This window comes from Streptomyces sp. NPDC104371 (assembly GCF_055583785.1).
Genome location: NZ_JBVJNF010000002.1, coordinates 447,103 through 474,095 on the forward strand (window position 1 = coordinate 447,103; position 26,993 = coordinate 474,095).

General features: G+C 69.2%; 28 protein-coding genes and 1 pseudogene. 16 read left to right on the forward strand and 13 right to left on the reverse strand.

Annotation, left to right across the window (positions count from 1 at the left end; translation table 11 throughout):
* Position 1 precedes the first annotated feature (1 nt).
* Positions 2–1,120 carry a helix-turn-helix transcriptional regulator gene (locus ACZ60T_RS07845; RefSeq protein WP_469665221.1) on the forward strand — a complete coding sequence of 373 codons (1,119 nt, stop codon included), beginning with the start codon at positions 2–4 and terminating at the stop codon, positions 1,118–1,120.
* A 46-nt stretch (positions 1,121–1,166) separates the two neighbouring features.
* Here ACZ60T_RS07845 and ACZ60T_RS07850 read toward each other — a convergent pair whose 3' ends face one another.
* The 3 genes from ACZ60T_RS07850 to ACZ60T_RS07860 all read right to left on the reverse strand — a co-directional run bounded on the left by ACZ60T_RS07850 (position 1,167) and on the right by ACZ60T_RS07860 (position 4,241).
* Entirely contained in the window at positions 1,167–1,760 is a 594-nt protein-coding gene (locus ACZ60T_RS07850) for a YwqG family protein (protein WP_469665222.1), read from the reverse strand.
* A gap of 163 nt (positions 1,761–1,923) precedes the next feature.
* Positions 1,924–2,889, reverse strand: a complete 966-nt coding sequence (locus ACZ60T_RS07855; protein ID WP_365622227.1) for a zinc-binding dehydrogenase — start codon at positions 2,887–2,889, stop codon at positions 1,924–1,926.
* Between the two features lie 128 nt (positions 2,890–3,017).
* Positions 3,018–4,241, reverse strand: a complete 1,224-nt coding sequence (locus tag ACZ60T_RS07860) for an NAD(P)-dependent malic enzyme (RefSeq protein ID WP_365622224.1) — start codon at positions 4,239–4,241, stop codon at positions 3,018–3,020.
* Between the two features lie 534 nt (positions 4,242–4,775).
* On the opposite strand from ACZ60T_RS07860, the gene ACZ60T_RS07865 reads away from it, so the two are divergent.
* From ACZ60T_RS07865 to ACZ60T_RS07875, 3 genes are read left to right on the forward strand one after another with little or no spacing between them, the layout of a single operon-like run.
* Positions 4,776–5,726: an ABC transporter substrate-binding protein gene (locus tag ACZ60T_RS07865; RefSeq protein WP_365622221.1), complete on the forward strand. Its 951-nt coding sequence runs from the start codon at positions 4,776–4,778 to the stop codon at positions 5,724–5,726.
* A 33-nt stretch (positions 5,727–5,759) separates the two neighbouring features.
* Positions 5,760–6,692 carry an amino acid ABC transporter permease gene (locus ACZ60T_RS07870; protein ID WP_469665223.1) on the forward strand — a complete coding sequence of 311 codons (933 nt, stop codon included), beginning with the start codon at positions 5,760–5,762 and terminating at the stop codon, positions 6,690–6,692.
* A 53-nt stretch (positions 6,693–6,745) separates the two neighbouring features.
* Positions 6,746–7,498, forward strand: coding sequence for an amino acid ABC transporter ATP-binding protein (locus ACZ60T_RS07875; protein ID WP_252422633.1), 753 nt, complete (start codon positions 6,746–6,748; stop codon positions 7,496–7,498).
* Positions 7,499–7,581: 83 nt separating this feature from the next.
* On the opposite strand, the gene ACZ60T_RS07880 is transcribed toward ACZ60T_RS07875, so the two are convergent.
* Positions 7,582–8,349 carry a class I SAM-dependent methyltransferase gene (locus tag ACZ60T_RS07880; RefSeq protein ID WP_469665224.1) on the reverse strand — a complete coding sequence of 256 codons (768 nt, stop codon included), beginning with the start codon at positions 8,347–8,349 and terminating at the stop codon, positions 7,582–7,584.
* A gap of 101 nt (positions 8,350–8,450) precedes the next feature.
* Here ACZ60T_RS07880 and ACZ60T_RS07885 point away from each other — a divergent pair, with 101 nt between their 5' ends.
* Positions 8,451–9,080 (forward strand): CGNR zinc finger domain-containing protein, encoded by a 630-nt coding sequence (locus ACZ60T_RS07885; RefSeq protein ID WP_252422323.1) that lies wholly within the window; start codon positions 8,451–8,453, stop codon positions 9,078–9,080.
* Here ACZ60T_RS07885 and sodX read toward each other — a convergent pair.
* Entirely contained in the window at positions 8,984–9,418 is a 435-nt protein-coding gene (gene sodX / locus ACZ60T_RS07890) for a nickel-type superoxide dismutase maturation protease (protein ID WP_252422322.1), read from the reverse strand. The genes ACZ60T_RS07885 and sodX overlap by 97 nt on opposite strands.
* Positions 9,419–9,564: 146 nt before the next feature.
* Here sodX and sodN point away from each other — a divergent pair, with 146 nt between their 5' ends.
* Entirely contained in the window at positions 9,565–9,960 is a 396-nt protein-coding gene (gene sodN, locus ACZ60T_RS07895) for a superoxide dismutase, Ni (RefSeq protein ID WP_365622206.1), read from the forward strand.
* A gap of 122 nt (positions 9,961–10,082) precedes the next feature.
* On the opposite strand, the gene ACZ60T_RS07900 is transcribed toward sodN, so the two are convergent.
* The 3 genes from ACZ60T_RS07900 to ACZ60T_RS07910 all read right to left on the reverse strand — a co-directional run bounded on the left by ACZ60T_RS07900 (position 10,083) and on the right by ACZ60T_RS07910 (position 12,988).
* Complete coding sequence (locus ACZ60T_RS07900; RefSeq protein ID WP_365622203.1) at positions 10,083–10,298, reverse strand: hypothetical protein; 216 nt, start codon at positions 10,296–10,298, stop codon at positions 10,083–10,085.
* Between the two features lie 61 nt (positions 10,299–10,359).
* Positions 10,360–11,469 (reverse strand): family 2 encapsulin nanocompartment cargo protein polyprenyl transferase, encoded by a 1,110-nt coding sequence (locus ACZ60T_RS07905; RefSeq protein ID WP_469665225.1) that lies wholly within the window; start codon positions 11,467–11,469, stop codon positions 10,360–10,362.
* 112 nt (positions 11,470–11,581) lie between these two features.
* Complete coding sequence (locus tag ACZ60T_RS07910) at positions 11,582–12,988, reverse strand: family 2B encapsulin nanocompartment shell protein (protein WP_469665226.1); 1,407 nt, start codon at positions 12,986–12,988, stop codon at positions 11,582–11,584.
* 248 nt (positions 12,989–13,236) lie between these two features.
* Here ACZ60T_RS07910 and ACZ60T_RS07915 point away from each other — a divergent pair, with 248 nt between their 5' ends.
* The gene (locus tag ACZ60T_RS07915; protein ID WP_365622194.1) at positions 13,237–13,470 is read left to right on the forward strand and encodes a hypothetical protein; all 234 of its coding nucleotides are present in this window, start codon (positions 13,237–13,239) and stop codon (positions 13,468–13,470) included.
* Between the two features lie 48 nt (positions 13,471–13,518).
* Positions 13,519–13,692: pseudogene (locus tag ACZ60T_RS07920) on the forward strand (1-aminocyclopropane-1-carboxylate deaminase); the annotation flags it as partial.
* 261 nt (positions 13,693–13,953) lie between these two features.
* Here the strand turns inward: ACZ60T_RS07920 and ACZ60T_RS07925 are convergent.
* Complete coding sequence (locus tag ACZ60T_RS07925; protein WP_469665227.1) at positions 13,954–14,295, reverse strand: hypothetical protein; 342 nt, start codon at positions 14,293–14,295, stop codon at positions 13,954–13,956.
* A gap of 88 nt (positions 14,296–14,383) precedes the next feature.
* Between ACZ60T_RS07925 and ACZ60T_RS07930 the strand changes: the two genes are divergently transcribed.
* Positions 14,384–15,019 carry a helix-turn-helix transcriptional regulator gene (locus ACZ60T_RS07930; protein ID WP_469665228.1) on the forward strand — a complete coding sequence of 212 codons (636 nt, stop codon included), beginning with the start codon at positions 14,384–14,386 and terminating at the stop codon, positions 15,017–15,019.
* Between the two features lie 539 nt (positions 15,020–15,558).
* Here ACZ60T_RS07930 and ACZ60T_RS07935 read toward each other — a convergent pair.
* A complete protein-coding gene (locus ACZ60T_RS07935; protein ID WP_469665229.1) occupies positions 15,559–17,190 on the reverse strand; it encodes a recombinase family protein in 1,632 nt (543 codons plus the stop codon).
* 75 nt (positions 17,191–17,265) lie between these two features.
* On the opposite strand from ACZ60T_RS07935, the gene ACZ60T_RS07940 reads away from it, so the two are divergent.
* A complete protein-coding gene (locus ACZ60T_RS07940; protein ID WP_469665230.1) occupies positions 17,266–18,048 on the forward strand; it encodes a 1-aminocyclopropane-1-carboxylate deaminase/D-cysteine desulfhydrase in 783 nt (260 codons plus the stop codon).
* Positions 18,049–18,075: 27 nt separating this feature from the next.
* Here the strand turns inward: ACZ60T_RS07940 and ACZ60T_RS07945 are convergent, their stop codons facing one another.
* Positions 18,076–19,671 (reverse strand): Na+/H+ antiporter, encoded by a 1,596-nt coding sequence (locus ACZ60T_RS07945; protein WP_469665231.1) that lies wholly within the window; start codon positions 19,669–19,671, stop codon positions 18,076–18,078.
* 105 nt (positions 19,672–19,776) lie between these two features.
* Between ACZ60T_RS07945 and ACZ60T_RS07950 the strand changes: the two genes are divergently transcribed.
* The 3 genes from ACZ60T_RS07950 to ACZ60T_RS07960 all read left to right on the forward strand — a co-directional run bounded on the left by ACZ60T_RS07950 (position 19,777) and on the right by ACZ60T_RS07960 (position 21,752).
* On the forward strand, positions 19,777–20,037 hold the full coding sequence (locus ACZ60T_RS07950) for a UBP-type zinc finger domain-containing protein (RefSeq protein ID WP_365622185.1): 261 nt from the start codon (positions 19,777–19,779) through the stop codon (positions 20,035–20,037).
* 249 nt (positions 20,038–20,286) lie between these two features.
* Positions 20,287–20,700 (forward strand): ATP-binding protein, encoded by a 414-nt coding sequence (locus tag ACZ60T_RS07955; protein WP_252422314.1) that lies wholly within the window; start codon positions 20,287–20,289, stop codon positions 20,698–20,700.
* Positions 20,697–21,752, forward strand: coding sequence for an RNA polymerase sigma factor SigF (locus ACZ60T_RS07960; protein ID WP_365622182.1), 1,056 nt, complete (start codon positions 20,697–20,699; stop codon positions 21,750–21,752). Before ACZ60T_RS07955 ends, ACZ60T_RS07960 begins: the two co-directional genes overlap by 4 nt.
* Positions 21,753–21,789: 37 nt before the next feature.
* Here the strand turns inward: ACZ60T_RS07960 and ACZ60T_RS07965 are convergent, their stop codons facing one another.
* Entirely contained in the window at positions 21,790–22,236 is a 447-nt protein-coding gene (locus tag ACZ60T_RS07965; RefSeq protein ID WP_469665232.1) for a hypothetical protein, read from the reverse strand.
* 158 nt (positions 22,237–22,394) lie between these two features.
* Here ACZ60T_RS07965 and ACZ60T_RS07970 point away from each other — a divergent pair, with 158 nt between their 5' ends.
* Together ACZ60T_RS07970 and ACZ60T_RS07975 are read left to right on the forward strand one after the other, a co-directional pair.
* Positions 22,395–23,363 (forward strand): diacylglycerol/lipid kinase family protein, encoded by a 969-nt coding sequence (locus ACZ60T_RS07970; protein ID WP_365622176.1) that lies wholly within the window; start codon positions 22,395–22,397, stop codon positions 23,361–23,363.
* Between the two features lie 319 nt (positions 23,364–23,682).
* Positions 23,683–23,940, forward strand: a complete 258-nt coding sequence (locus tag ACZ60T_RS07975; RefSeq protein ID WP_003992873.1) for a WhiB family transcriptional regulator — start codon at positions 23,683–23,685, stop codon at positions 23,938–23,940.
* Positions 23,941–24,119: 179 nt separating this feature from the next.
* Here ACZ60T_RS07975 and ACZ60T_RS07980 read toward each other — a convergent pair whose 3' ends face one another.
* Positions 24,120–25,595, reverse strand: coding sequence for a sensor histidine kinase (locus tag ACZ60T_RS07980; RefSeq protein WP_365622173.1), 1,476 nt, complete (start codon positions 25,593–25,595; stop codon positions 24,120–24,122).
* Between the two features lie 561 nt (positions 25,596–26,156).
* On the opposite strand from ACZ60T_RS07980, the gene nagB reads away from it, so the two are divergent.
* Complete coding sequence (gene nagB / locus ACZ60T_RS07985) at positions 26,157–26,942, forward strand: glucosamine-6-phosphate deaminase (protein ID WP_469665233.1); 786 nt, start codon at positions 26,157–26,159, stop codon at positions 26,940–26,942.
* Positions 26,943–26,993 lie beyond the last annotated feature (51 nt).

Consider the following 26,993-nt stretch of genomic DNA (forward strand, 5'->3'; position numbering starts at 1 on the left):
CATGCCTCCTGTCTTCGCCCATGGCCGACTGCGGCTCTACCTCCTGAAGCTGCTCGACGAGGCGCCGCGCCATGGATACGAGGTGATACGGCTGCTGGAGGAGCGCTTCCAGGGGCTGTACGCCCCCTCCGCGGGCACGGTCTACCCGCGGCTGGCCAAGCTGGAAGCCGAGGGCCTGGTCACGCACACCACCGAGGGCGGCCGGAAGGTGTACGCGATCACGGACGCGGGCCGCGCCGAACTGGCCGATCGCAGCGGCGAACTGGCCGACCTGGAGCTGGAGATCCGCGAGTCGGTCGCCGAACTGGCCGCCGAGATCCGGGCGGACGTCCGGGGCGCGGCAGGCGATCTGCGCCGCGAGATGCGGGCCGCGGCCACCGAGGCCCGGCAAGGCGCCCAGCAGCATCGCGGCCGACACGGGGAGTTCGGGGACCTGACCGACAACGAGTCCTGGCGCGCCGCCAAGGAGGAGATGCGCCGCGCCAAGCAGGAGTGGAAGGAGCAGGCCCGGCGCGCCAAGGACGAGAGCCGACGCGCCCGCGACGAGGCCCAGCGGGCGCGCCGCCAGGCCGACGAGGCCGAGGAGCGGGCGCGCGCCAAGGCGCAGGAGGAGTTGCAGCGCGTGGCGCGGCGGGTCCAGGAGCAGGTCCAGGACCACTTCACGCGAGGCGACTGGCCGACGGGCGTACGCGAGGGACTGTCCGAACTGGCCAAGGAATTCGGCGAGTTCGGAAAGACCTTCGGGAGCGAGTTCGGGAAGGACTTCGGAAGGGACTTCGGCACCGGGCGCAAGGGGGCGCCGGGCGAGTCGGGCGCGCCGGGTACGTCAGGCACGTCGAGCATGCCAAGTGCGTCGGGTGCGTCGAAGACGAAGGAGGAACCGGAGTACTCGACGACCCCGGAGGAATTCCCCGGCGTCTATGAACCCTCCTGGGCGCATGAGGACTTCTCGGGTGACCCGGCCCGCGCGCTCGACCGGCTGCTGGACCGCTTCCGCGACGACATCCGCGACCTGGCCCGGGACCACGGCGTGAGCGAGGACCAACTACGCGAAGCGCGCCGCCATCTGTCGACCGCGGCGGCACACATCGGTGCGACGCTGCGGGCACCGAAGGGGTGAGACGAGGCGGCCTTGACGTCACACCCCTCGGGGCGGCGGCGCACGGTCACAGGCACTGCCAGAGGAAGCGGCCCTCCTTGGCGTCCGGTGCGGTGAAGGCGTAGCCGACTCCGGAGTCGCCGAAGTTGACGGTGAAGGGCAGGCGGCCGGAGTCGAGCTGGACCAGGAGGCGCCAGCCCTCGCCGGGGGTCTCCTCGCCCTGGAGCCAGCGCGGTTCGATCCCGGGTCCGCCTAGGAACTGCCAGGCGTGTCCGTCCGGATCGGTGCCGCCCGCCCCGGCCGGGCGCGGCAGATGGTCGGCGCCCACCGTCGGCCCCTCGGCCTGGGCCCGTACGGAGACGAACTCCGGGGTCCGGCCGCCGGGCTGAATGAGGAGGGCGTTCTCGCCGCCCTCCGGTTCGAAGGTGCCCTCGGCATCGCCGTCCGCCATGAAGAGATAGCCCAGCGCGCCGCTGTCCAGGGTGAACTGCCCGAGGAACTGCAGGGGTTCGCCGGTCCGGCGGGACAGCGGCCACTGCGGTTCCTCCAGCCACGCGGGCTGGCCGCCGAGCTTGGTCACCGCCTCCCGGACGGGCGCCGCCGCGGGGGCGAACTCCACGGGCAGGGGCTCGGAGACGGGCGACGACGGACGCTCGGACACGAGTTCTCCAAAGGATCGGATGACCGGGACAAACCCCACCCTAGGTTCCTCGTCACCGTCCGAGCCCGACCGCCACGAGTCACCCGTCCTCCATCGCCCCTCCGCCCCACGACACCCGCTCCACGGCCGCGTAGGTCCCCCGTGAACGAACGCGTGGCCGAGGTCAGTTCGTGGTCAGGACGATCTTGCCGAACTGGTCGCCCGTCTCCATGCGTTCGAAGCCCTCGCGGGCGCGGTCGAGCGGCAGTACCTGGTCGATGACGGGCCGTACGCCGGTGGTGGCGCAGAGGGAGAGCAGGTCCTCCAGCTCGTCCTTGGAGCCCATGGTGGAGCCGACGACCTTCAGCTCCAGGAAGAAGATCCGGGTGAGTTCGGCGTGGGAGGGACGGTCGCCGCTGGTGGCGCCCGAGATGACGAGCGTGCCGCCGGGCCGCAGGGACTTCACGGAGTGGGACCAGGTGGCGGCGCCGACGGTCTCGAGGACGGCGTCCACCCGCTGCGGCAGCCGCGCCCCGGACTCCAGGGCCTCCACGGCGCCCAGTTCCAGCGCCCGCTTGCGCTTGGCCTCGTCACGGCTGGTGGCGAAGACCCGCAGTCCGGCGGCCTTGCCGAGGGCGATCGCGGCCGTGGCGACACCGCCGCCCGCGCCCTGGACGAGGACGGAGTCACCGGGGCGCACACCGGCGTTGGTGAAGAGCATCCGGTAGGCGGTCAGCCAGGCGGTGGGGAGGCAGGCGGCCTCCTCGAAGGAGAGTTCCCTGGGCTTGGGCAGGACGTTCCACGTGGGTACGGAGACCTGCTCGGCGAAGGTGCCCTGGTAGCGCTCGGTGAGGATCGAACGGGGCTCGTCCGGCCCGACCCCGTAGCCGCTCTGGCCGATGACGGAGTGCAGGACGACCTCGTTGCCGTCCTCGTCGACACCGGCCGCGTCGCAGCCGAGGATCATCGGGAGCCTGTCCTCGGTCAGACCGACACCCCGGAGGGACCAGAGGTCATGGTGGTTGAGGGAGGCGGCCTTGACCGTCACGGTCGTCCAGCCGGGCCTCCGTTCGGGAGCCGGGCGCTCTCCCAGCTCAAGGCCGGTGAGGGGGTGGTCGCGGTCGATGCGGGCAGCGTAGGCGGCGAACATGACCCTGACGATAGGCTCCGCCGCCGGACGACGGAACCAGGGCCACTTGTGACACACGTCCCCGGGACAGGCCCCTTGACGACGATGGGCGGGGACGTATGCCCCCGCCCATCACCCCACAGCAACGGCTAGCGCCGCGCGACGCCCTCGGCCCGTGCCGCGGCGGCCACCGCGGCCTTCACCGCCGGGGCCACCCGCTCGTCGAAGGGCGAGGGGATCACGTAGTCGGCCGCCAGGTCGTCCCCGACGACCGCCGCCAGCGCCTCGGCCGCCGCGAGCTTCATGCCCTGGGTGATCCGGGACGCCCGCACCTGCAGCGCGCCCGCGAAGATCCCGGGGAAGGCCAGCACGTTGTTGATCTGGTTCGGGAAGTCGGACCGCCCGGTGGCCACCACGGCCGCGTACTTGCTCGCGACGTCCGGGTGCACCTCGGGGTTCGGGTTGGCCATCGCGAAGACGAAGGCACCCTCGGCCATCGAGGCCACGGCGGCCTCCGGGACCGTACCGCCGGAGACGCCGATGAAGACGTCGGCGCCCGCGAGGGCGTGCTCCAGCGAGCCGCTCAGCCCCGCCTTGTTCGTGAACTGCGCGAGCTCCTGCTTGACCGGCGTCAGATCCTCCCGGTCGCGCGAGACGACGCCCTTGCGGTCGGCGACGGCCACATCGCCGATGCCCGCCTCGACCAGCATCCGCGCGATGGCCATCCCGGCCGCGCCCGCGCCCGAGATGACGGCACGCAGATCGCCGAGCCCCCGCCCGGTCAGCCGCGCGGCGTTGCGCAGGGCCGCCAGCGAGACCACGGCCGTGCCGTGCTGGTCGTCGTGGAAGACCGGGATGTCCAGCCGCTCCTGGAGCCGGCGCTCGATCTCGAAGCACCGCGGCGCCGAGATGTCCTCCAGGTTCACGCCCCCGAAGGAGGGCGCGAGCCGGGCCACGGTCTCGACGATCTCGTCCACGTCCGTGCAGTCGAGCGCGAGCGGGACCGCGTCCACGCCGCCGAACTGCTTGAACAGGATCGCCTTGCCCTCCATCACCGGAAGGGAGGCCTCGGGGCCGATGTCACCGAGCCCCAGCACCGCGGTGCCGTCGGTCACGACGGCGACCACGGAGGATTTCCATGTGTAGTCGTTGACCAGCTCCGGCTGCTCCGCGATGGCCGTGCACACCCGGGCGACGCCGGGCGTGTACGCGAGGGCCAGGTCGTCCTTGTCGCGGACCGGCACGGTGGCCTGCACAGCCATCTTGCCGCCGCGGTGCAACGCGAACGCCGGGTCGAAGGAATCGTGGGGCTCGACCCCGCCGTCCTGATCCGTACTGTTGTCGCTGCGAGGATTGACGATCTCCGCTGCCACTGTCTCGTACCCCTTAGATGTTCATGGTTTGAGGGTTTCCACTCCTGGTTGAGGGGTGGGCGGGCACCGCGTATGGCCCACATCGGTGATACGCGCGGGCGCATACGCGACGGGCGCGCCGCACACGCGCCCTGAGCCCCGGATTCGGGGTGTAAGGAACCTTCTTACCGGACGGACGCTGTTCGGGACGAGTCCATAACACTAAGGTCACGCCGGTGAGATGCCTCATGCCCGGAAAGCTGGACAAGACGGCGACACTTCCCCACACGGTCACACATACGGCGCGTGAGTGACCACATCGTGAGATGGGCCGTAAATCTTCCGGTCGGAAAGGGGGAATTCCGAACAAGGTCATGCCTCGCTCGGCCTTCCAAGAGCGGCTCGGGGGTCACCCGTTATCCGATTTTGACATAGCGAGTCACCTGAATGCTGGAGTCCGAATGGCAAGATGCCTCAACCACGCGAGGTCGCGACACCCAATGGTGTGTGTTCTCGTCGACCCATCGGCTATCCCATCCCGCCGGAGGAACCACCATGACCGCACGATCCACCCGCCGCTCGGCCACCACGCGCTCCCGGATAGCCGCGGTCGGTGCCATCGCGGTCGCGAGCACTCTGCTGCTCACCGGCTGCGGCGACCAGACGAAGAACAAGGACGGGGGCTCGCGCGACACATCGGCGCCGCTGGCCGACTCGCTCCCGGACCAGATCCGCCGGGCCGGTGTCATCAAGGTCGGCTCGGACATCGCGTACGCACCGGTCGAGTTCAAGGACAAGTCCGGCAAGACCACCGGCATCGACCCGGATCTGGCCGACGCCATGGGCAAGCAGCTCGGCGTGCGGTTCGAGTTCGAGAACGGCACCTTCGACGCCCTCCTCACGGGCATCCGCTCCAAGCGCTACGACGTCGCCATGTCGGCGATGACCGACAACAAGAGCCGCCAGCAGGGCGTCGACCCGCACACCGGCAAGAAGGTCGGCGAGGGCGTCGACTTCGTCGACTACCTGACCGCGGGTGTCTCCATCTACACGCGCAAGGGCCAGACCGGCGGCATCACGGGCTGGCCGGACCTGTGCGGCAAGAAGGTCGCGGTGGAGCGCGGCACGGTCTCCGAGGACCTGGCCAAGATCGAGGCCAAGAAGTGTCCGGGCGGCAAGAAGCTCACCATCGAGGCCTTCGACGACGACCAGCAGGCCCAGACGCGGCTGCGCTCCGGCGGTGTCGACGCCGTGTCCTCCGACTTCCCGGTCGCCGCGTACGCGGTGAAGACCTCGGGCGGCGGCAAGGACTTCGAGATCGTCGGCGACCAGGTCGAGGCCGCCCCGTACGGCATCGCGGTCGCCAAGGGGAACGACCAGCTCCGTAACGCCCTCCAGGCGGCGATGACCGCGATCATCAAGAGCGGCGAGTACCAGAAGATCCTCGACAAGTGGGGTGCCGGGGCCGGTGCCCTGAAGGAGTCCGTCATCAACGGCGGCAAGTGACCGCGCCGCAGCGGCCACTGAAAGGTATGACCCGTGACTGTTGACATCGACAAGACGGCGGGCCGGGAGACTCCTCCGGACGGACCGCGGGCCGTCAGGGCCGTCCCGGTCCGGCACTACGGACGGTACATCTCCGCGGTCATCGCGATCGCGGTGCTCGTCGCGATCATCTACGCGTTCGGCCAGGGCAAGATCAACTGGCAGGCCGTGCCGGACTACTTCTTCGACGACCGCATCCTGACGGGTGTGAGCAAGACCCTCCTGCTGACGGCCCTGTCCATGGTGATCGGCATCGTCGGCGGCATCGTGCTCGCCGTGATGCGGCTGTCGAAGAACCCGGTGACCTCGTCGATCGCCTGGTTCTACATCTGGTTCTTCCGCGGCACCCCGGTGCTGGTCCAGCTCTTCGTGTGGTTCAACCTCGGCCTGGTCTTCGAGTACATCAACCTCGGTCCGATCTACAAGGACTACTGGTCGTCGTTCATGACGCCGCTGCTGACGGCGCTGCTCGGACTCGGCCTGAACGAGGCCGCGTACATGGCGGAGATCTGCCGGGCCGGTCTGCTCGCGGTCGACGAGGGCCAGACCGAGGCGGCCCACGCGCTGGGCATGAGCCACAGCAAGACGCTGCGCCGGATCGTCATCCCGCAGGCGATGCGCGTCATCGTGCCGCCGACGGGCAACGAAGTCATCAACATGCTGAAGACGACGTCGCTCGTGGCAGCCGTCCAGTTCCAGGAACTCTTCCGCTTCGCCCAGGACATCGGCCAGACCTCCGGCTCCCCGGTGGAGATGTACTTCTGCGCCGCGGCCTGGTACCTGATCATGACCTCCGTCCTCAGCGTCGGCCAGTACTACGTCGAGCGCTACTACGCGCGCGGCTCCAGCCGTCAGCTACCGCCCACCCCGTTGCAGAAGGTGAAGTCCCATCTGACGTCCTTCTCGAGCAGGAAGGTCGCGGCATGACCGAGAAGACCGTCAAGAAGACCACCGCCGGGGCGAGCGACACCGGCGTGCCCATGGTGAAGGCGGAGGGCGTCCACAAGTCCTTCGGCCCGGTCGAGGTCCTCAAGGGGATCGATCTGGAGGTGAAGCCCGGTGAGGTGTTCTGCCTGATCGGCCCCTCCGGCTCCGGCAAGTCGACCTTCCTGCGGTGCATCAACCACCTGGAGAAGATCAACGCCGGACGGCTGTACGTGGACGGCGAGCTGGTCGGCTACCGGCAACAGGGCGACAAGCTCTACGAGTTGCGGGACCGCGAGGTCGCGCAGAAGCGCCGGGACATCGGCATGGTCTTCCAGCGCTTCAACCTGTTCCCGCACATGACGGCCGCCGAGAACGTCATCGAGGCGCCGGTCCAGGTCAAGGGCGTGGCCAAGAGCCAGGCCCGGGAACGGGCCATGCAGTTGCTGGAGCGCGTGGGCCTGGCCGACAAGGCGGGCAACTACCCCTCACAGCTCTCCGGCGGCCAGCAGCAGCGCGTCGCCATCGCGCGGGCGCTCGCGATGGACCCGAAGCTGATGCTGTTCGACGAGCCGACCTCGGCGCTCGACCCGGAGCTGGTCGGTGACGTCCTCGACGTCATGCGCGACCTCGCCGAGTCGGGCATGACGATGGTCGTCGTCACCCATGAGATGGGCTTCGCCCGCGAGGTGGGCGACTCGCTCGTCTTCATGGACGGCGGCGTGGTGGTCGAGTCCGGCCACCCGCGCGACGTCCTGACGAACCCTCAGCACGAACGGACCCAGTCGTTCCTGTCCAAGGTGCTCTAGGGCCTGTCGCAGGTGCTCCAGGGCCTGTCGCAACGGTGAGGGGGCGGTACGGCATCCCCGTACCGCCCCCTCACCTCATGCCCTCACTTGAGCGCGAGCAGGAGCGTGTCCGAGGGCGAGCACCACACCGGGCGGGCCTCGGCGAAGCCCTTCGCGCGCAGCACGCGCGCGTGCCACGCGGCCGAGGGCATCTCCCCGTCGGCGTGGGAGCCGTAGATCTCGAAGCGGCGGGCGGTCGGCGCGGCGAGCGCCGGGTCCTCGGCGGCCCGCTGCCACCACTCGGCCCAGTCGAGCGCGCCGCCGCGCGGGGCCCGGTCCATGCGGGTGTGGCGCAGGAGGCTCTCGGCGGCGTTGATCCGGGGCGTCGTGTCGTCGATCATGTGGTCGGCGTTCATGAACACGCCGCCGTGGCGGACGAGTTCGGCGAGCTGCCCGTAGAGGATCTCGAGGGGTTCGTTCCGCAGCCAGTGGAGGGCCGTGGCGGTGAGGACCGCGTCGTACGCACCGTGCGGCAGACGCGCGGGCCAGTCGGGGTCCTTGAGGTCGGCCTCGACGAACGTGACCCGCTCGTCGCCCGCGAACGTGCCGCGGGCGATGGTGAGCAGCGCGGGGTCGAGGTCGACACCGGTGCTGGTGGCCTTGGGGAAGCGGTCGAGCAGCCGGGCCGTGATGCTGCCGGTGCCGCAGGCGAGGTCGAGGACGCGCGGCTCGGTTCCGACGCAGGCCTCCACCATGTCGAGCATGATCCGGAAGCGTTCCTCGCGGTCCGGCATGTACCACTCCTGCTGGCGGTCCCAGCTCTCCTGCCAGGCCCGCCAGTCGGTGGCCGCCGTGGTGTTGGTGTCCGTCATCGTCGCCCCTCCGTAGTGTCCCGCCACGTAATACCCTGGACGCACGACCGTCTGTTACCCGACCGCATCACGACCTTAGAGTGCCTGCGTAAGGACTACAAGTGGAACTGGCCTATTACTCCGACTACGCCGTGCGCCTCGTGAACAGCGAGGAACCGGACCGGGGCAAGGACGCGCTGACCACGGTGGAGGCCGTCCGCGGCCTCTTCGGGGCCAATCAGGCGGCGGCGCGGCGCGCGACCGACGCCGACGTGACCCGGTTCCGCTCGGTGCGGGCCAGGCTGCGCTCGGTGTTCGAGGCGGCGGACCAGGGCGACGAGACGCTCGCGGTGGATCTGCTGAACTCGCTCCTCCTGGAGTTCCCGGTGAGCCCGCAGATCTCCGGGCACGACCAGCGGGGCGACAACGGCCGCCCCCTGTGGCATCTGCACCTCGCGGACCACCCGTCGAACGCGACGGCGGGGTTCGCGGCGATCGCCGCGATGGGCCTCGCGTTCCATCTCACGGAGTACGGCGTGGACCGCCTGGGCGTGTGCGAGGCGGCCCCCTGCCGCAACGCCTACCTCGACACCTCGACCAACCGCTCCCGGCGGTACTGCTCGGACCGCTGCGCCACGCGCGCGAACGTGGCCGCCTACCGCGCGCGCAAGCGCCTGGAGGCCGACCGGTCGCCGAGCACGGGCCGGACGGCGAACAGCGCCCAGACCGCCCGCGCGAACAGCGAGCGCTGACCCGCCTTGAGCGGCCGGTAGCGCCAGCGCACCTTCCCGAGGACGAGTTCCTCGGGAACGGCGCCGTAGTCCGTGCTGTCCCCGCCCGCGTACGCGTTGTCGCCGAGCACCCACCAGCCGCCCTCGCGCAGCTCCACGGCGCGCTTGACCACCAGCAGGTCCTGCTGGAAGGGGTGGCGCAGCACGATCACGTCCCCCGGCCGGACCCGCGCCCCGTACCGGACGAGGAGCCGGTCCCCGTGCTGCAACGTGGGCACCATGGACGGCCCCGTCACCTCCGCCGCCCCGAACGGCAGCAGAGCCTTCGTACGCTCGGTCTCCTGTGACAGCTCGGGCATCACTGGCACCTCCCCGGTCCGATACTCCACCAGCCCCAGTCTCACCCTGGACTTTTGTCGTAAGCCCATGGGGGCACTCGCGAAAACCCGTCACCTACGGAGTAATGTCCCACCCAGAGACGACGATCACGAGGAAGGACAGCTTCATGCTCTCCCGCCTGTTTGCCCCCAAGGTCAAGGTCAGCGCCCACTGCGACCTGCCCTGTGGCGTGTACGACCCGGCCCAGGCCCGCATCGAGGCGGAGTCGGTGAAGGCCGTTCAGGAGAAGATGGCCGCGAACGACGACCCGCACTTCCAGGCGCGCGCCGTTGTCATCAAGGAGCAGCGCGCCGAACTCGCCAAGCACCACGTCTCGGTGCTGTGGAGCGACTACTTCAAGGCCCCGCACTTCGAGAAGTACCCCGAGCTGCACCAGCTCGTCAACGACGCCCTGAAGGCCCTCTCGGCCGCCAAGGCGTCGACGGACCCGGCCACGGGCCAGAAGGCGCTGGACTACATCGCCCAGATCGACAAGATCTTCTGGGAGACCAAGAAGGCCTGATCTTCGGCCCGATCTCCTGACCGCACCCGGTCCGCGAACCGCCGAGCACGGCGGGTTCGAGGGCCGGGTGCGGTCTTGTGTCAGCCGGGCGGCCATCGACTCCCTCGCAGGGACGCGTACGACTACTCGCCCCGGTGAGGGGGTCGGTCGTCGGCGGGCTCTTCGTCTTGGCGCGCGGGGGAGTTCTCGTGCTCCTGTGCCGTGTTCCGTGGGCAGTCCGGGTTGCGGCACGGGCCGGGGCGCCATACGGGGACGTAGGCGCCCAGGGTCTTGCGGCGGCCTACGGCCCTGGCGACGGGGTGCCCGCACAAGGGGCAGACGTAGTCGTCCCTGCCCATGGCTTCAGCGTATGGGCGAGGGGAGAGCCCCGCACATCGGTGGAATGTGCGGGGCTCCGGGTCAGGTGCTGCGGCGGGTCACGAACTCGGCCAGGGCCAGCAGGCCGTCCGCCGCCTGTGGATCGGGGATCGCCCGGGACAGCTCCTGCATCGCCCGCGCCATCCGGTCGGCCGCCTGCTGCTGCGCCCAGTCACGGCCGCCCGCCCGCTCGACGGCGAGCACTGTTCGCTCCAACTCGCCTTCTGTGTAAGGCCCTTGGTACAGCCTGGCCAGTTCGGTGGCGGCCTCCGTGCCGGATGTGAGCGCGGCGACCACGGGGAGTGACTTCTTGCGCGCCATGAGGTCGGCCCCGGCCGGCTTGCCGGTGCGGCTCGGGTCCCCCCAGATCCCGATCACGTCGTCGATGAGCTGGAACGCGAGCCCGGCCTCGCGGCCGAACGCGTCCAGCGCCTCGACATCCGCGTCGTCCGCGCCCGCGTACAGCCCGCCGAGGGCGCAGGCGCAGCCGAGGAGCGCGCCTGTCTTCGCCTCGGCCATGGCGAGCACCTCGTCGAGGGTGACCTCATGGGGGCCGCGCCGCTCCATGGCCGTGTCCGCGTGCTGTCCGGCGCACAGTTCGAGCACGCAGGACGCGAGGCGGGCGGCGGCTGCCCCGGACGCCGGGTGCGTGTCCTCGGCGAGCAGCCGCAGGGCCAGCGCCTGGAGGGCGTCCCCGGCGAGGATCGCGTCGGCGTCACCGAACACGGTCCAGGCGGTGGGGCGGTGACGGCGCGTGGCGTCCCGGTCCATCACGTCGTCGTGCAGCAGCGTGAAGTTGTGGACCAGCTCCACGGCCGCGGCGGCCCGTACGGCGGCGGAGCGGTGTCCGCCGAGCGCGCCGGCCGCGGTCAGGACCAGCGCGGGCCGTATCGCCTTGCCCGCGTTGCCCGCCGCCGGGGTGCCGTCCGCCTGCTCCCAGCCGAAGTGGTAGAGCGCGATCCTGCGCATCGAGCCGGGCAGCGAGTCGAGCGCCCGGCGTAGTTCCGGGTCGACCACGGCGCGGGCGCGCTCCAGGATCGCCGGGGCCTCATGGCCGTCGAACGGTCCCGCGGGCCCCGGGAGCGGGGCGTACTGTCCCCGCGAAGTGGCGGGGCCCCGCCGCGCGAGGCTCTGCTCCGTCAACTCGCCCATGGAACCGCCTCGAAGCGCCCGCGAAAGGTGCCGTGTTCACCGCCGGGCGGGCGCCCGGCGGGTGGCCTCGGCCCGCCCGGCGGGAACACGGCGTGCCGCTGGTGGGGCCGGGTCACCCCCAGCGGCCGATCTCGACGTTCTCCAGGACGCCCAGCGCGTCCGGCACCATGACGGCCGCCGAGTAGTAGGACGTCACCAGGTACTTGATGATCGCCTGGTCGTTGATGCCCATGAAGCGCACGGACAGGCTGGGCTCGATCTCGTCCGGGATGCCCGACTGCCGCAGCCCGACGACGCCTTGTTCGTCCTCGCCCGTACGCATGCAGATGATGGACGTCGTACGGGCGTTGCTGACCGGGATCTTGTTGCACGGGAAGATCGGCACCCCGCGCCAGGTGGGGATGCGGTTGCCGCCGATGTCGATGCTCTCCGGGACGAGTCCGCGCTTGTTGCACTCGCGGCCGAAGGCGGAGATCGCGCGCGGGTGGGCGAGGAACAGCTTGGAGCCCCGCCTGCGGCTGAGCAGTTCGTCCATGTCGTCGGGGCTGGGCACGCCGTCGTGGGGTTGCAGCCGCTGGTCGTACTCGCAGTTGTGGAGCAGGCCGAAGTCCCCGTTGTTGATCAGCTCGTGCTCCTGGCGTTCCTTCAACGCCTCGACCGTGAGCCGCAGTTGCTGCTCGGTCTGGTTCATCGGCTGGTTGTAGAGGTCGGCCACGCGCGAGTGGATGCGCAGGACCGTCTGCGCGATGCTCAGTTCGTACTCGCGGGGCGCGACCTCGTAGTCCACGAAGGTCTGCGGGATGTCCGGCTCTCCGCTGTGACCGGTGGCGAGGTCGATCTCCTTCTCGCCGTACCGGTTGGAGTTCTGCTCGGGGACCGTGCGCTGCTGGTGGAGGTGCTCGCGCAGTGAGGTGGCGCGTTCCGCGATCTGGTCGACGTCCCGGCGGGGCAGGGCGAGCACCGTGCAGGTGGTGACCGCGCGGGCGGTGTACTCCCAGATGGCGTCCGGGTCGAGCAGGGCCTGTTCGCCGAAGTAGGCGCCGTCGGCGAGGACTCCGAGCACCGCGTCGTCCCCGTAGGGGCCCGTACCGACCTTCTGGACCTTGCCGTGGGCCAGCAGCAGCACCTCGTCGGCCTGGCTGCCGAACTCGGCGATCACGTCGCCGGGCGCGAACCTGCGCTGCTGGCAGCGCTGGGCCAGCTCGCCGAGCACGTCCAGGTCGTCGTACGCGCGCAGGGCCGGCAACTCGCCCAGTTCCGCGGGGATGACCGAGACCTGGTCGCCGGTCTTCACGAACGTCACACGACCGTCGCCCACGGTGTAGGTGAGGCGGCGGTTCACCCGGTACGTGCCGCCCTGCACATTCACCCACGGCAGCATGCGCAGCAGCCACCGTGAGCTGATCTCCTGCATCTGCGGTACGGACTTGGTGGTGGTGGCCAGGTTCCGTGCGGCCGCTGTGCCGAGACTCTGCTGCGGCCGGTCCTGCTCCGCGCGGACCTCTTCGCCTACCGACATGTGGTTTTGCCCTCCCGATCATGCATGGATCTGCGGGGAAGAGCCTTCCAGCACGGAGCGTGTCGATGCTATTACCCGAAAGAGCGGGAATGGATCATCGCGGGCCTGGGCAGACTGGATCACTTCGCCGCGCGGAACGGCGTCGCGGCAGGCGGTGTTCCGGGGGCGGAGACGAGGTGGCTTCGTGCGGGAACTCCTTGATCGGCCCGGCCGTTCCAGCCAGTGACGGACGACGACGGGAGACGGGGATGTCAGGCTTCCTGGACCGGGCGAAGGAACAGGCGCAGCGCGGACTGGCGCAGGGGCGACAGAAGTTCGACGAGGTGCAGGCGCAGCGGGCGGGCAACGACCTGCTGCGGAAGCTGGGAGCGGCGTACTACGCGGAGCGCCGCGGCAGCGGCTCCCCCGAGGCGACCCAGCGGGCGCTCCAGGCGATAGAGAGTCACATCGCGACCCATGGGGACGGCTTCCTGCACTCCTGACGGCCGGAGCCGCCAGGGTCGCCGCCCCACCCGGCGCGCCCCGGACGGGTGTCCGACAATGGTGGGGTGACCAGCCCTGATGTGCCGCCGAAGGCGCCCGATCCTGCTGTGCTGCGTCCGCGCCTGCCGTCGCCGGTGCGGGAGGTCGTGGACGAGCGCTTCGCGCGGCGGGGTGTCCGGCTGCTGCTGAAGCGGGACGATCTGATCCACCCGGACCTGATCGAGTGTACGCCCACTGGTGTAGGTGACAAGAGCGCAGGTCACGGCACATGGAAGAGGCCCCGCCCGGTTGACCGAGCAGGGCCTATCCCCTCTTGACCCGCCCCCGCCGCCCTCTGCGACCTGGGGAAAGGAGGGGGCGACGGGGGCGGGGGTCTCAGTTCGAGCTTGCGAGCGCAACGCCGATCACCAGGCCGCATGAGCCGGATATCGCGATGATCAGCAGCGGACCAGCCAAGCTCAACACCTTGTAGCCGAACCGCCTCATGCGGACTCCGGGTGCTCGTAACCGTCGTCGGCGTCAGCGCACACGCCCAGCCGCATGCCACGGCTCTCAGCGACCCTCAGCGCGTCACGAAGGCAGTTGGCCAGTTGCTGTCCGACGAATCGCAGCTCACGAGCCGTCGCTTTGGCGTCGCCCAGGACCTCACTGGCATGCCCCAGGAGTTCTGAGCCCATAGCCAGTTGGACTTGCTCCATGTCATCCGCTCTGCGCGACAGGAAGCCGTTCGCGCAATCAGAGAACAGGAAGCACGGCTTGCCGTCCTCGGTGGTCCACGGCAGGAGCCTAGGGGCACCGTCACTTTCAGCCTCAGTCATCGTCATGAGTCCGATCCTGTGCCGCCCGTGAGATCGCAACTAGCTGCCTGATGTGGGCCCACTTGTAGGCCCGCTGTAGGCCAGAATGGAGGGTATGAATATCGGGGAACGGATTCGTGAGCGGCGGGAACAACTCGGTTGGTCTCAAGCTCGATTGGCGAGGGAAGCGTGCCGCGTCGCAGGCGTGGGCCCCGAGAAGCTAGGCAGGCAAGAGATTTACCGCTACGAGACAGGCAAGCGCACACCGCGTGACTGGTTGGCCCCGATTGCTCAGGCCCTCGGTCTGTCCGTGCACGTGCTGAGCGGCGACCAGCCCGACGCCGATTCCCTCTCCGGCATCTGGCACAGCCGCTACACCTACGAGAGCACGAGTCGCGGCGAGGTGACGCGGCACCACTACGTGATCATGCGCCAGGTGGGCAACCGGCTGCACGGTGAGAGCCTGCCCGGCTCCAATGACTCTCCGATCTTCGTCGACCTCGTCAAGGACGGACCGGCGCTCACCGGCACGTGGACTGAGCGCACGGCGGCAGAGGGGTACTACAAGGGTGCGGTGTACCACGGAGCCGTACAGCTCTTGGTCGAGATGACCGGCCGGAGCATGGAAGGCATGTGGGTTGGGTTCGACAAGTCGTTCAAGGTCAACAGCGGGCCATGGTCGCTGACCTACGAGACCGCAGATACGTCCCGACGAGCCCTCACGCGCTTCAACCGGCCGCCCCGCAGGTAGCAGCCAGGCAAGCCAGCGAAGGACCGTCCGGCCCCCGGCACCAGGACGCCCCCATGCCTGTGACGGAGCGACGAGACGGCCCGGAGGAGCATCGAGCGGGGGGCCGGAGCCAATCGGAGTAACTTTGCTTTACTTGCTCAAGGGCGCGCCTTCGGCGCGCCGGGCGGCCCTCGGCGCTCCGGCCCGGCGTGCGGCCTTCGGCCGGTCCGGTCCGGGCGCCGACCGCCCGACCGCACGCACCCAAGCCGTAAAGAAGTTACGCCGAAGGTCTCAGGACCAGCTCTCGCCCACCGGCGTCTGACGCTCCGTCTCGGATGGGACGTCGTGGCTGGGGGCGGACGGCCTACGAGGCTTTAGGCAGCCACCATGGGGCGAGCCTCGAAGAACAGGGGGCCGATCGGGCTATTGCGGGCAGGCCAGGAGCCAGCCCGATTCGCGGCAAGCGTAAGGCCCCCTGTTCACTCGCCCCATGGCAGCTCCAGCCCAAAGCCTCTACGGCCGGCCGCGTGCCCAAGGTGCGGGTCAGGGGGCCCAAACGTCTACGCAGCCAAGCCCAACAACTGAGCTTCGTCTTCGAAGACGATCACGCCGTCCATCCGTTCCACGTCCCTACAAAGCGGCTGTTGCTTCTCCCCAACCCAGTGGAAGCAGCAGTCCGTCAAGAGCTTGATGTAGTGGCGCTTGCAGCCCTGCCCGCGCGGCGGGAGAACAGTGAAGGAGTGGAGCACGACCCGAAGTAGCATTCGGGCCTTTTCCTGATCAGCGGCGAGCCATGCAGAGCGGAGCCGATCAGGGTCACACAGGATCGTAAGATCCATGGCCGCATTGATTTCAGACAGCTCACTGTCTGCTGATTCCAACTGACTCTCAATCGCTTCCCTCATTTTGAGGTAGCGATGTTCACCTTCACCTCCCTTGAATCGACCCTTCACGTAGTACGCGTCATCGAGTTTGTCAAGCCTCGATTTGGCGTCGGCTACAGCTGCGATCAACTCGACTCGCCGCGCATCCTTTTCCGGATCATCGTATGACAGCCAGCGGGTAGCCAACTCCTTGAAGAGGGTGTGGTCACCGGTGAATGACCTTACGCGTGCCATGAATGCTGCCGATATGGCGCGGTCTAGATCTTTCACCAGGACCGTCATTCCTTGGCAAGCGGTTTTGCCGAGATTGACCCGCCGATAGCACCGGTACTGTTGCCCGCTCTTGGTCATGTTCCCGCCGCACCGACCGCACTTCGCGAAGCCCGACAAGAGGGAGTTGGCGCCGGGTTTTCCGCGCCTGCCAGAACCAAAGTGCTCCGAAGTGCGGGATCGCAGTCCCGCAAGAATCCGAGCCCGCTCCCCGACGGTTATAACTCCCTCACCGATGCTGATCGGTTTGCCGTCCTCTCCAGTGAACGGCTCGTCGGTCAGGCGCCAGCGCTCCCGGCCCGCGTCATCCGTGTACCGCTCGTGCACGGGCATGAGGCCCGCCCAGGCGGGAGAGTGGGCAAGCTGGGTGATCGTGGACGACCGCCACATCCCATCGCGCCGAGTTTTCAGCCCCTCGGCGTTCAGTTCGTCGGCAATCGCTTGGGCTGATTTGTTCGCCAGCAAGGCATCAGCAATCCGCCGCGCCACAGCGAATTCTTGCGGGTTGCGCTGCGTCTTCTTCTTGCGTGCGCGCAGACCGTAAGGAGGCTGACCACCGGGCCACTCTCCGGTGAGCTTCCTTTCCGCCTTGGAGCTACGGGTACGAGTCGACGTGTTGAACGACTCGGAACGCGCCTGTTCGGCCAGCCAGGCGAACAGACCACGATGTTGCGGAATGCTGCTGTCCAGACCGTCAATGTGTGCGATGAGACGAGCGCCCATTTTCTCGAACTGGTCGAGGACATTGCCGACTTGGCCCATACCCTGACGGCTCAGACGGTCGAGCTTCCACACCAACACGTGTCGCGTCTCGCCAGCCATAACGGCCGCAATGGCCTTGTCGAACTCCTCGCGGACGACTCCCCGCTTGAAGGCTGAGATCTCTTCGACCCAGACCTTACGGACCGTCAACCCTTCGCGCGCAGCACGCTCCCGGAGATCGCGTTCATGCTTCTTCAGCGTCGTCTTGTCGTCTTGCCACGTGCTGCGCCTCAGATACAGATCGCACAGCTTGGCCGGATCTGTTATCGCACCCATATCGAGAACCACCTTCGGTGAAGGCGTATGGGCCTGTCCAGCGGATAAAGCCCTGGTCAGTGCCCACCTACGCCAGTGGGTCTGTTCTCGATCGGCAACAAGTGGCGCAAGCTCGCCCCGAATCTGCGGGCGGCGGGCGGCCGTCCCGTGCTCACCTTCGGCGGCGCGTACTCCAACCATCTGCGGGCCACGGCCGCCGCGGGCCGGCTGCTGGGGCTGGAGACGATCGGCGTGGTCCGCGGCGACGAGCTGGCCGACCGTCCGCTCAACCCCTCCCTCGCCCGGTGCGTGGCCGACGGCATGCGGCTGCACTTCGTCGACAGGTCGGCCTACCGCCGCAAGTCCGAGCCGGAGACCCTGGCCGGGATCCTGCGCGCGGCGGACGCCGGGCAGGCGTACGTGGTGCCGGAGGGCGGCAGCAATGCCCTGGCCGTACGCGGCTGTCACGCGCTCGGTGAGGAGTTGCGCGGCCGGGCGGATGTCGTCGCGGTGGCCTGCGGCACCGGGGGCACCCTGGCGGGTCTGGCCGCAGGCCTGGCCCCGGACCAGCGGGCGCTGGGGATCCCCGTCCTCAAAGGGGACTTCCTGGCCGCCGACACGGCCGCCCTCCAGACCCGGGCCTTCGGTGGCCGCCGGGGCGACTGGTCCCTGGACACCCGCTTCCACTTCGGCGGCTTCGCCCGCGTCCCCGACGAACTCGAGTCCTTCGCGGCCGACTTCGAGGCCCGCCACGACCTTCTGGTGGAACGTCTCTATGTCGCCAAGCTGCTCTATGGACTTGTCGCCCTGACCGAGGAGGGCGCCTTCCCTCGGGGGACGACGCTGGCCGCGGTGATCACCGGGCTGCCCTTCGCCTAGGGCGTGTCGCGAAAGACCGAGTGGCACTCACGTCGTCTCCCGATAGGCCGCCGCCTCCTCCAGATCCAGCCGTCTGAGCAGGGTGCGGAGCATCTCGTCGTCGATGGCGCGCTGATCGCGCAGGTGCACGAAGACCTCGCGTTCCGCGGCGATCACGTCGCGGGAGAGCCTGCGGTAGGTGTCGTCGTGCGACTCACCGGTCACCGGGTTCACCGAACCCAGCCGCTCCCACACGGCGTTGCGCCGGTGTTCGAGGACCGTGCGGAGGCGGTCCACCAACGGCGGCGGCAGGGCGTTGCGTTCGTCGGCGATGAGTTCGTCGAGGCGCTGTTCGGCGGCCAGGGACGCCTGCGCCTGGGCGTTGGCCTCCGCGAGGGTCTCGGCCTGGGCGTCGTGCCCCGGCAGGCGCAGCATCCGGATCAGCAGGGGCAGGGTCAGCCCCTGCACCACGAGCGTGCCGATCACCGTCGTGAAGGTCAGGAAGAGGATCAGATTGCGGTGCGGGAACGCGCCGCCGCCGTGCACCGTGAGGGGGATCGAGAACGCGATCGCGAGCGAGACCACGCCGCGCATCCCGGCCCAGGCGATGACGAACGGCGCCTTCCAGGTGGGGTTCTCCTCGCGCCTGCGGATGTGCGCGAACAGCACGCGCGGCAGGAAGGTCGCCGGGTACACCCACACGAACCGCGCGACGGCGACCACGAGGAAGAGGGCCACCGCGTACCCGGCCGCGCTCAGGCCCTCGTAGCGGCCGACTCCCCGCAGGACGAACGGCAACTGCAGGCCGATGAGCGCGAACACCGCCGACTCCAGGAGGAACGCGGCCATCCTCCACACCGCCTCCTCCTGGAGCCGGGTGGCGAAGTCGACCTGCCAGTTGCGGTGGCCGAGGTAGAGACCGACGACGACCACGGCGAGCACCCCGGAGGCGTGCGCCCACTCCGCGACCCCGTAGGCGACGAACGGGATCAGCAGGGAGAGGGTGTTCTGCAGCAGCGCCTCCGTCAGATGGGTGCGCAGCCAGTGGATCGGCACCATCAGCGCCAGCCCGACCAGGACCCCGCCGACCGCCGCGATCAGGAACTCCCGCAGGCCGCCCGCCCAGGTGGCGCCCTCCCCGATCGCCGCCGCCAGGGCCACCTTGTACGCGGTGATCGCCGTCGCGTCGTTCACCAGCGACTCGCCTTGCAGGATCGTGGTGATCCGCGACGGCAGCCCCACCCGCCGGGCGACCGCCGTGGCCGCGACCGCGTCCGGCGGCGCGACCACCGCGCCCAGTACCAGCGCCGCGGTCAGCGGCAGATGCGGCACGATCAGATACGCCGCCCCGCCCACGGCCACGGTCGCGAAGAGCACGTATCCGACGGACAGCAGCGCCACCGGCCGCATCTGGGCGCGCAGGCCCAGATAGGAGCTGTCGGTGGCCGCCGCGTACAGCAACGGCGGCAGCACCAGAGGCAGGACGACGCCGGGGTCGAGGGTGTACACGGGCACCCCGGGCACGTACGAGACCGCGAGGCCCACCGCGACGAGCAGCAGCGGTGCCGGTACGGGGGTGCGGCGCGCGAGTCCGGCGACGGCGGCACTGCCCGCGATCAGTAACAGCAGCGGCAATACGTCCATCGTCTTCCCGTCCGCTCTCGTTCCGGTCCGGTCCGGTCCCGCTCTCGTTCCGGTCCGCTCTCGAATTCGCTCCGCTTCCCGCGGACCCGTCGTAACCTGGCCATCATGAAACAGTGCACGCACATCGATGCGCTGCCGCGACCCGAGCCCGTCCCCCGGAGCGAGACGTGCCTGGAGTGCCTCGCCGCCGGCACGGACCCGGTGCAACTGCGGCTGTGTCTGGAGTGCGGACACGTGGCCTGCTGCGACTCCTCTCCCCTGCGTCATGCGACGGCGCACTACGAGGATTCCGGCCACCCGGTGATGCGTACCTTCGAACCGGGCGAGAGCTGGCGTTGGTGCTTCGTCGACCATGGACTCGTGTGACCCTGGTGGCGAACGGTTCGGGGCTCCGACGCCGGGGTACGTCAATCCGGCGCGCCCTCTTCCGAATTGGGCCCGCACACCCCTAGCCACTGTGCGTATACATAGGTTTACTATGAGTGATGGCAAGGGGTCGGGGTCCCAGGGACAGGAAATCGAGAGCGCGATAACGTCACCGCTGAACCAGTAGGGCGTTACCCCGGGGGGCGACCCTCGGCCCCCGAAAGAGCATGTATCACCTTGGAGGTGAGGGTGTCCCAGATCGCAGGCGAGCCCGCGACCCAGGACTTCGTGGAAGTCCGGCTGCCGGCAGCGGGTGCCTACCTGTCGGTGCTGCGCACGGCCACAGCCGGTCTCGCGGCCCGTTTGGACTTCACCCTCGACGAGATCGAGGACCTGCGCATCGCGGTCGACGAGGCCTGCGCGATCCTGCTTCAGCAGGCCGTGCCCGGCTCGGTGCTCAGTTGTGTCTTCCGGCTCATCGACGACTCTTTGGAGGTCACGGTCTCGGCCCCGACGACGGACGGTCACGCTCCGTCGCGGGACACGTTCGCGTGGACCGTCCTGTCGGCCCTGGCCGGCAAGGTCTCCTCGGCGGTCGCCGATGACAAGACCGTGTCCATCAGCCTCTACAAACAGCGCGGCGCGGGACCCGGGCCGACGTGACGAACGGGGACGGGCCGGTGCGGGACGAAGAGCGCGGCACACGGGAACTTTCCAGCGGGAACGCAGGCAGCCCGAGCGAGCCGCCGCGTGCGGCAGGCGGCGTGGACGGCATTCCCGAGCAGGCCCGCCCACACCCGGAGGACGACGCTTCGGCGGTCGTTCCCGAGGGTCCTCCCCCGCGAGCGACGTCGAGAGCGCGCAAGGAGCCGGGAGCCGGGGGAAGGGTGACGGGCGGGACGATGAGCGAGCACGAGCGAAACGCCGAGCAGGGCACACCGGCCGGCGCACGGCACGACCCGCAGGACCGCAGCGGTGCGCGGGCCATGTTCGTGGAGCTGCGCGGGCTGAAGGAGGGCAGCCAGGAGTACGCGGAGCTGCGCAACCGGCTGGTCCGTATGCATCTGCCGCTCGTGGAGCATCTCGCGCGCCGCTTCCGCAATCGCGGTGAGCCCCTGGACGACCTCACACAGGTCGCCACCATCGGCCTGATCAAGTCGGTCGACCGCTTCGACCCGGAGCGGGGGGTCGAGTTCTCGACGTATGCGACCCCGACGGTCGTCGGCGAGATCAAGCGTCACTTCCGTGACAAGGGCTGGGCGGTGCGGGTGCCGCGCCGTCTGCAGGAGCTGCGCCTGGCCCTCACGACGGCCACGGCCGAGCTGTCCCAGCAGCACGGCCGCTCCCCGACGGTCCACGAGCTGGCCCAGAAGCTGGCCATCTCGGAGGAGGAGGTCCTGGAGGGCCTGGAGTCGGCCAACGCGTATTCGACGCTGTCCCTGGACGTTCCCGACACCGATGACGAGTCACCGGCGGTCGCGGACACCCTCGGCGCGGAGGACGAGGCGCTGGAGGGCGTCGAGTACCGCGAGTCGCTGAAGCCGCTGTTGGAGGATCTGCCGCCCCGGGAGAAGCGGATCCTGCTGCTGCGTTTCTTCGGCAACATGACGCAGTCGCAGATCGCGCAGGAGGTCGGCATCTCGCAGATGCATGTCTCGCGGCTGCTGGCCCGGACCCTGGCGCAGCTACGGGAGAAGTTGCTGGTCGAGGAGTGACCGAGGGCGACCGGGACACCGGTCGCCCTCGCTGTGTCTACTTCTCGTCCGGTGCTTCCCCGGGGCCGCGGATGCCCAGCGCCCGTGTGGTCTCCGCGTTCACCAGGAGCACCAGCGCCGTGACGGCCACCACCGCGAGCACGATCCCGGCCGGGATCGCGACGCTGTCGGCCTGGAGCAGGTTGTAGGCCACGGGCAGCGCGAGGATCTGTGTGATCACGGCGGGCCCCCGACTCCAGCGGCGGCACAGCAGCAGCCCGCGCGCGGCCAGCAGGGGCAGCAGCGCGAGCACGATCAGGGTGATGCCGCCGGTGACGGCCTGCTGACGGTCGTCCGAGCCGGTGAGGCCGAGGACGAGCATCCAGACACCGCCCACGGTCAGGGCGAGCCCCTCCAGTCCGGCCAGCGCGGCGGCGACGGTCAGCCGTCCGGGACGGGGCTCGGCGGCGGGGGTCGAAGAGGTGGGGTTCTGCTCAGCGCTCACCCCAGAAGGGTAGCCGTCGCCCCCGAGGGCCCCGGCCTCGGCGCCCGTCCCGGCGAACCTCTCGGCGCCCGTCCCGGCGCGGCCCCGGTCCCTCTCGTCTCTTACGGAATTCCCACCTCGGTCCCGGTCGGTACCCCTCAGTAGGTACGCTGCACCCCATGCGTGCACTTCTCGTGGTCAACCCGGCGGCAACCACCACAAGCGCACGAACGCGTGACGTTCTCATCCACGCGCTGGCGAGTGAGATGAAGCTCGACGTGGTGACCACCGAGTACCGCGGGCATGCCCGGGACCTCGGTCGGCAGGCGGCGGAGAGCAATGACGTCGAGCTGGTCGTGGCGCTCGGCGGCGACGGCACGGTCAACGAGGTCGTCAACGGCCTGCTGTACCGCGGCCCCGACCCGGAGCACCTCCCCGGTCTCGCCGTGGTCCCCGGCGGTTCGACGAACGTCTTCGCCCGCGCGCTCGGCCTGCCCAACGACCCGGTGGAGGCCACGGGCGCGCTCCTCGACGCGCTGCGCGAGCGCCGCGAGTACACGGTGGGCCTCGGGATCGCCGCGGGCACCCCGGGGACCGAGGACGAGGCGGCGCCCGCCCGCTGGTTCACCTTCAACGCCGGACTCGGCTTCGACGCGGGTGTGGTCGGCCGGGTCGAACAGCATCGGGAACAGGGCAAGCGTTCCACCCATGCGTTGTATCTGCGCCAAGCGATGCGTCAGTTTCTGGACGATCCCCATCGCAGGCACGGAATGATCACGCTGGAACGCGCCGGCGAAGAGCCGATCACCGATCTCGTCATGTCCATAATCTGCAACACCGCGCCCTGGACGTTTCTCGGCAATCGTCCGGTGTACGCGTCGCCTAAGGCCTCGTTCGATACCGGGCTCGACATACTCGCCCTCCGTCGCATGTCGACGGCTTCGGTTGCCCGGTATGCGACCCAGTTGCTCACTTCGTCCCCCGACCGCGGGCCGCACGGCAAGAACGCGATCTCTCTTCATGATCTGACCGAGTTCACCTTGCATTCGAAGGCGCCACTCCCCCTCCAGATGGACGGTGATCACCTGGGCGTCCGTACGAGCGTGACGTTCACAGGCGTACGCCGTGCACTGCGTGTGATTGTGTGAGCAGAAGAGGCCAAAGTCCTTTCACTCGAACGTTTAGGCCAGGGTCCACCCCTTGGAAGTACGGCTGTGACCTAGTCGACACCAAGGAATCAAAAAAAACTTTCCGGAAGGGGTTGTATCCGCCGCTGAGGTTTGCGAGTCTCTACGTGGCGCTCGGGACGGCTCGCACCATCGACCCCCACAGAGAGCCCGAACCCCTCCTCAATCCAAAGGACCACGTCAGCACATCTGACGCTAGGCCCTTCACTTGTCGAGGGATTCGTGAAAGCGTTCACATTCACAAGCACCCTGCACGTAATACCAAGGAGAGGTAGCAGCCATGGACTGGCGTCACAACGCCGTTTGCCGCGAGGAAGACCCCGAGCTCTTCTTCCCCATCGGCAACACCGGTCCCGCGCTGCTGCAGATCGAGGAAGCCAAGGCCGTCTGCCGCCGCTGCCCGGTGATCGAGCAGTGCCTGCAGTGGGCGCTCGAGTCCGGTCAGGACTCCGGCGTCTGGGGTGGTCTCAGCGAGGACGAGCGCCGCGCCATGAAGCGCCGCGCCGCTCGCAACCGGGCTCGTCAGGCCTCCGCCTGACACACCCACCCCGTACGAGCCTGAGCCTGGCGGCATCCGTGTCTCACGGCACGACGTCGTAGACAGCGAGAGCGTCTCCCGCCCCCCGAGCCGCAGCGCGCAGTAGCCGGCAGCAGCCGGACATCAGCTTTCAGCCCCGGACCATTCGTGGTCCGGGGCTCATTGCTGTGGTCGGCCCGCTACTTCTGCGTCCGCACCGGGATGTCCAGGATGACCCGTGTCCCGCCCTCGGGGCCGGAGACCATGTCGAAGTCGCCGCCCAACTCGCCCTCCACCAGGGTCCGTACGATCTGCAGGCCGAGGTTGCCCGCCCGGTGCGCGTCGAAGCCCTCGGGCAGGCCGATCCCGTCGTCCTTGACGGTGACCAGCAGGCGGCCCTCCTTCGCGGTCCCGCCGCGCACCGCCGACACCTCGACCGTGCCGGTCCGGTCCTGCTGGAAGCCGTGCTCGAGGGCGTTCTGCAGCACCTCGGTCAGCGCCATGGAGAGCGGGGTGGCGACCTCGGCGTCCAGGATGCCGAAGCGTCCGGTGCGTCGGCCGGTGACCTTGCCGGGCGAGATCTCGGTGACCATCGCCAGCACACGGTCGGCGATCTCGTCGAACTCCACGCGCTCGTCCAGGTTCTGAGACAGCGTCTCATGCACGATCGCGATCGAGCCCACGCGTCGTACGGCCTCTTCGAGCGCCTCCCGTCCCTGCGCGGAACCGATCCGCCGGGCCTGTAGCCGCAGCAGGGCGGCGACCGTCTGGAGGTTGTTCTTCACCCGGTGGTGGATCTCCCGGATGGTCGCGTCCTTCGTTATCAACTCGCGCTCGCGCCTGCGCAGTTCCGTGACGTCCCGGCACAGGACCAGCGAACCGATCCGGGTGCCCTTGGGCTTCAGGGGGATCGTCCGGAACTGGATCACCCCGTCATGGGCCTCGATCTCGAACTCCCGCGGCGCCCAGCCGCTGGCCACCTTGGCGAGCGCCTCGTCCACCGGGCCCCGGGACGGGGCGAGTTCGGCGGTGGTCCGGCCGAGGTGGTGTCCGACGAGATCGGCGGCCAGGCCCAGCCGGTGGTAGGCCGACAGGGCGTTGGGCGAGGCGTACTGGACGATGCCGTCCACGTCCAGCCGGATCAGTCCGTCGCCGACGCGCGGCGAGGCGTCCATGTCGACCTGCTGGCCGGGGAGCGGGAAGGCCCCGGCGGCGATCATCTGGGCCAGGTCGGAGGCGCTCTGGAGGTAGGTCAGCTCCAGGCGGCTCGGGGTCCGTACGGTCAGCAGGTTGGTGTTGCGCGCGATGACGCCGAGGATGCGCCCCTCCCGGCGGACGGGAATGGACTCGACCCGGACCGGGACCTCCTCGCGCCACTCGGGGTCGCCCTCGCGCACGATCCGGCCCTCGTCCAGGGCGGCGTCCAGCATGGGGCGACGGCCGCGCGGGACGAGATGGCCGACCATGTCGTTCTGGTACGAGGTGGGGCCGGTGTTGGGGCGCATCTGGGCCACCGAGACATAGCGCGTGCCGTCGCGCGTGGGCACCCACAGCACCAGGTCGGCGAAGGAGAGGTCGGAGAGAAGCTGCCACTCCGACACCAGCAGATGCAGCCACTCCAGGTCGGAGTCGCTCAGGGTGGTGTGCTGGCGGACCAGCTCGTTCATGGAGGGCACAGTTGCGAGCGTACCTGGGGCCTGGGACATCGCTCGAAATCAGCTCGGGGCGTCCCCTGGGACACCCGCGGGCCGCGGCGCCTGGGAGGGACCCTCAACCCTCCCGGCACCGCAGCCCGGAGCAGCAACGGCCGTGGGTGTGCGGTCCCGGTCGGCCGAAGGTCGAGGAGCCGGAGCGGTCAGGGCAGAGAGCGCCGGTTCCTCGGTCCGTCTTCCTGTGCGGGGAAGACGGAGGTTCATGTGTGCCACGCACCTCGCACGCACCTCAACCACGGCAACGCGCAGGCGCTTTACTTACTTTACCTACGTTTTGTGGTGTAGACCACGTGTCATAGACCATGTTCCTGTGTCCCCCGGCACGTGTCCATGCGTCGGCAACGGTTTGTTGTGCTCTCTTTACCAGCCACCCGACCAGCTACCCACCCGGCCCCCCGCCTCAACCCTCCCGCCGAAGACGGCACTTCTGTTAGATTGGTCTAAACCACATAGATCTCAACCGTAGTCTCCACACAGTCCCTCCGGGTCCCAGTTGAGTGCCCTCTTCAGATCGGCAGGCCCCCTGTGGAAGTTGTCATCGTCCCGGACGCCCGGGTGGGCGGCGAACTGATCGCCGAGGCCATGGCGCGGCTGCTCGGCCGCAAGCCCGACGCCCTGCTCGGTGTGGCCACCGGCTCCACCCCGCTGCCCGTGTACGAGGCGCTGACGGCCAAGGTGCGCTCCGGCGCCGTGGACGCCTCGCGGGCGCGGATCGCCCAGCTCGACGAATACGTGGGGCTGCCGGCCGAGCATCCGGAGTCGTACCGCTCCGTCCTGCGGCGAGAGGTCCTGGAGCCGCTCGGGATCGGCATGGACGCGTTCATGGGGCCCGACGGCACCGCCGAGGACATCCCGGGCGCGTGCGCGGCGTACGACAGCGCGCTGGCCGCGGCCGGCGGCGTGGACCTCCAGTTGCTCGGGATCGGGACCGACGGGCACATCGGGTTCAACGAGCCGTGCTCCTCGCTCGCCTCGCGTACGCGCATCAAGACACTGACCGAGCAGACCCGCGTCGACAACGCGCGCTTCTTCGACGGCGACATCGATCAGGTGCCGCACCATGTGCTCACCCAGGGCATAGGGACGATCCTGGAGGCGCGGCATCTCGTGCTTCTCGCGACCGGTGAGGGCAAGGCGGACGCGGTCGCCGCGACCGTCGAGGGCCCGGTCGCCGCGGTCTGCCCGGCCTCCGCGCTCCAGCTCCACCCGCATGCGACGGTCGTCGTCGACGAGGCCGCCGCGTCCAAGCTGAAGCTCGCCGCCTACTTCCGGCACGCGTACGCCAACAAGCCGGACTGGCAGGGCATTTAGCGCTTCAGCGGCAGGGCACGAGGAAGGTGCCGGTCACCACGGGGTGACCGG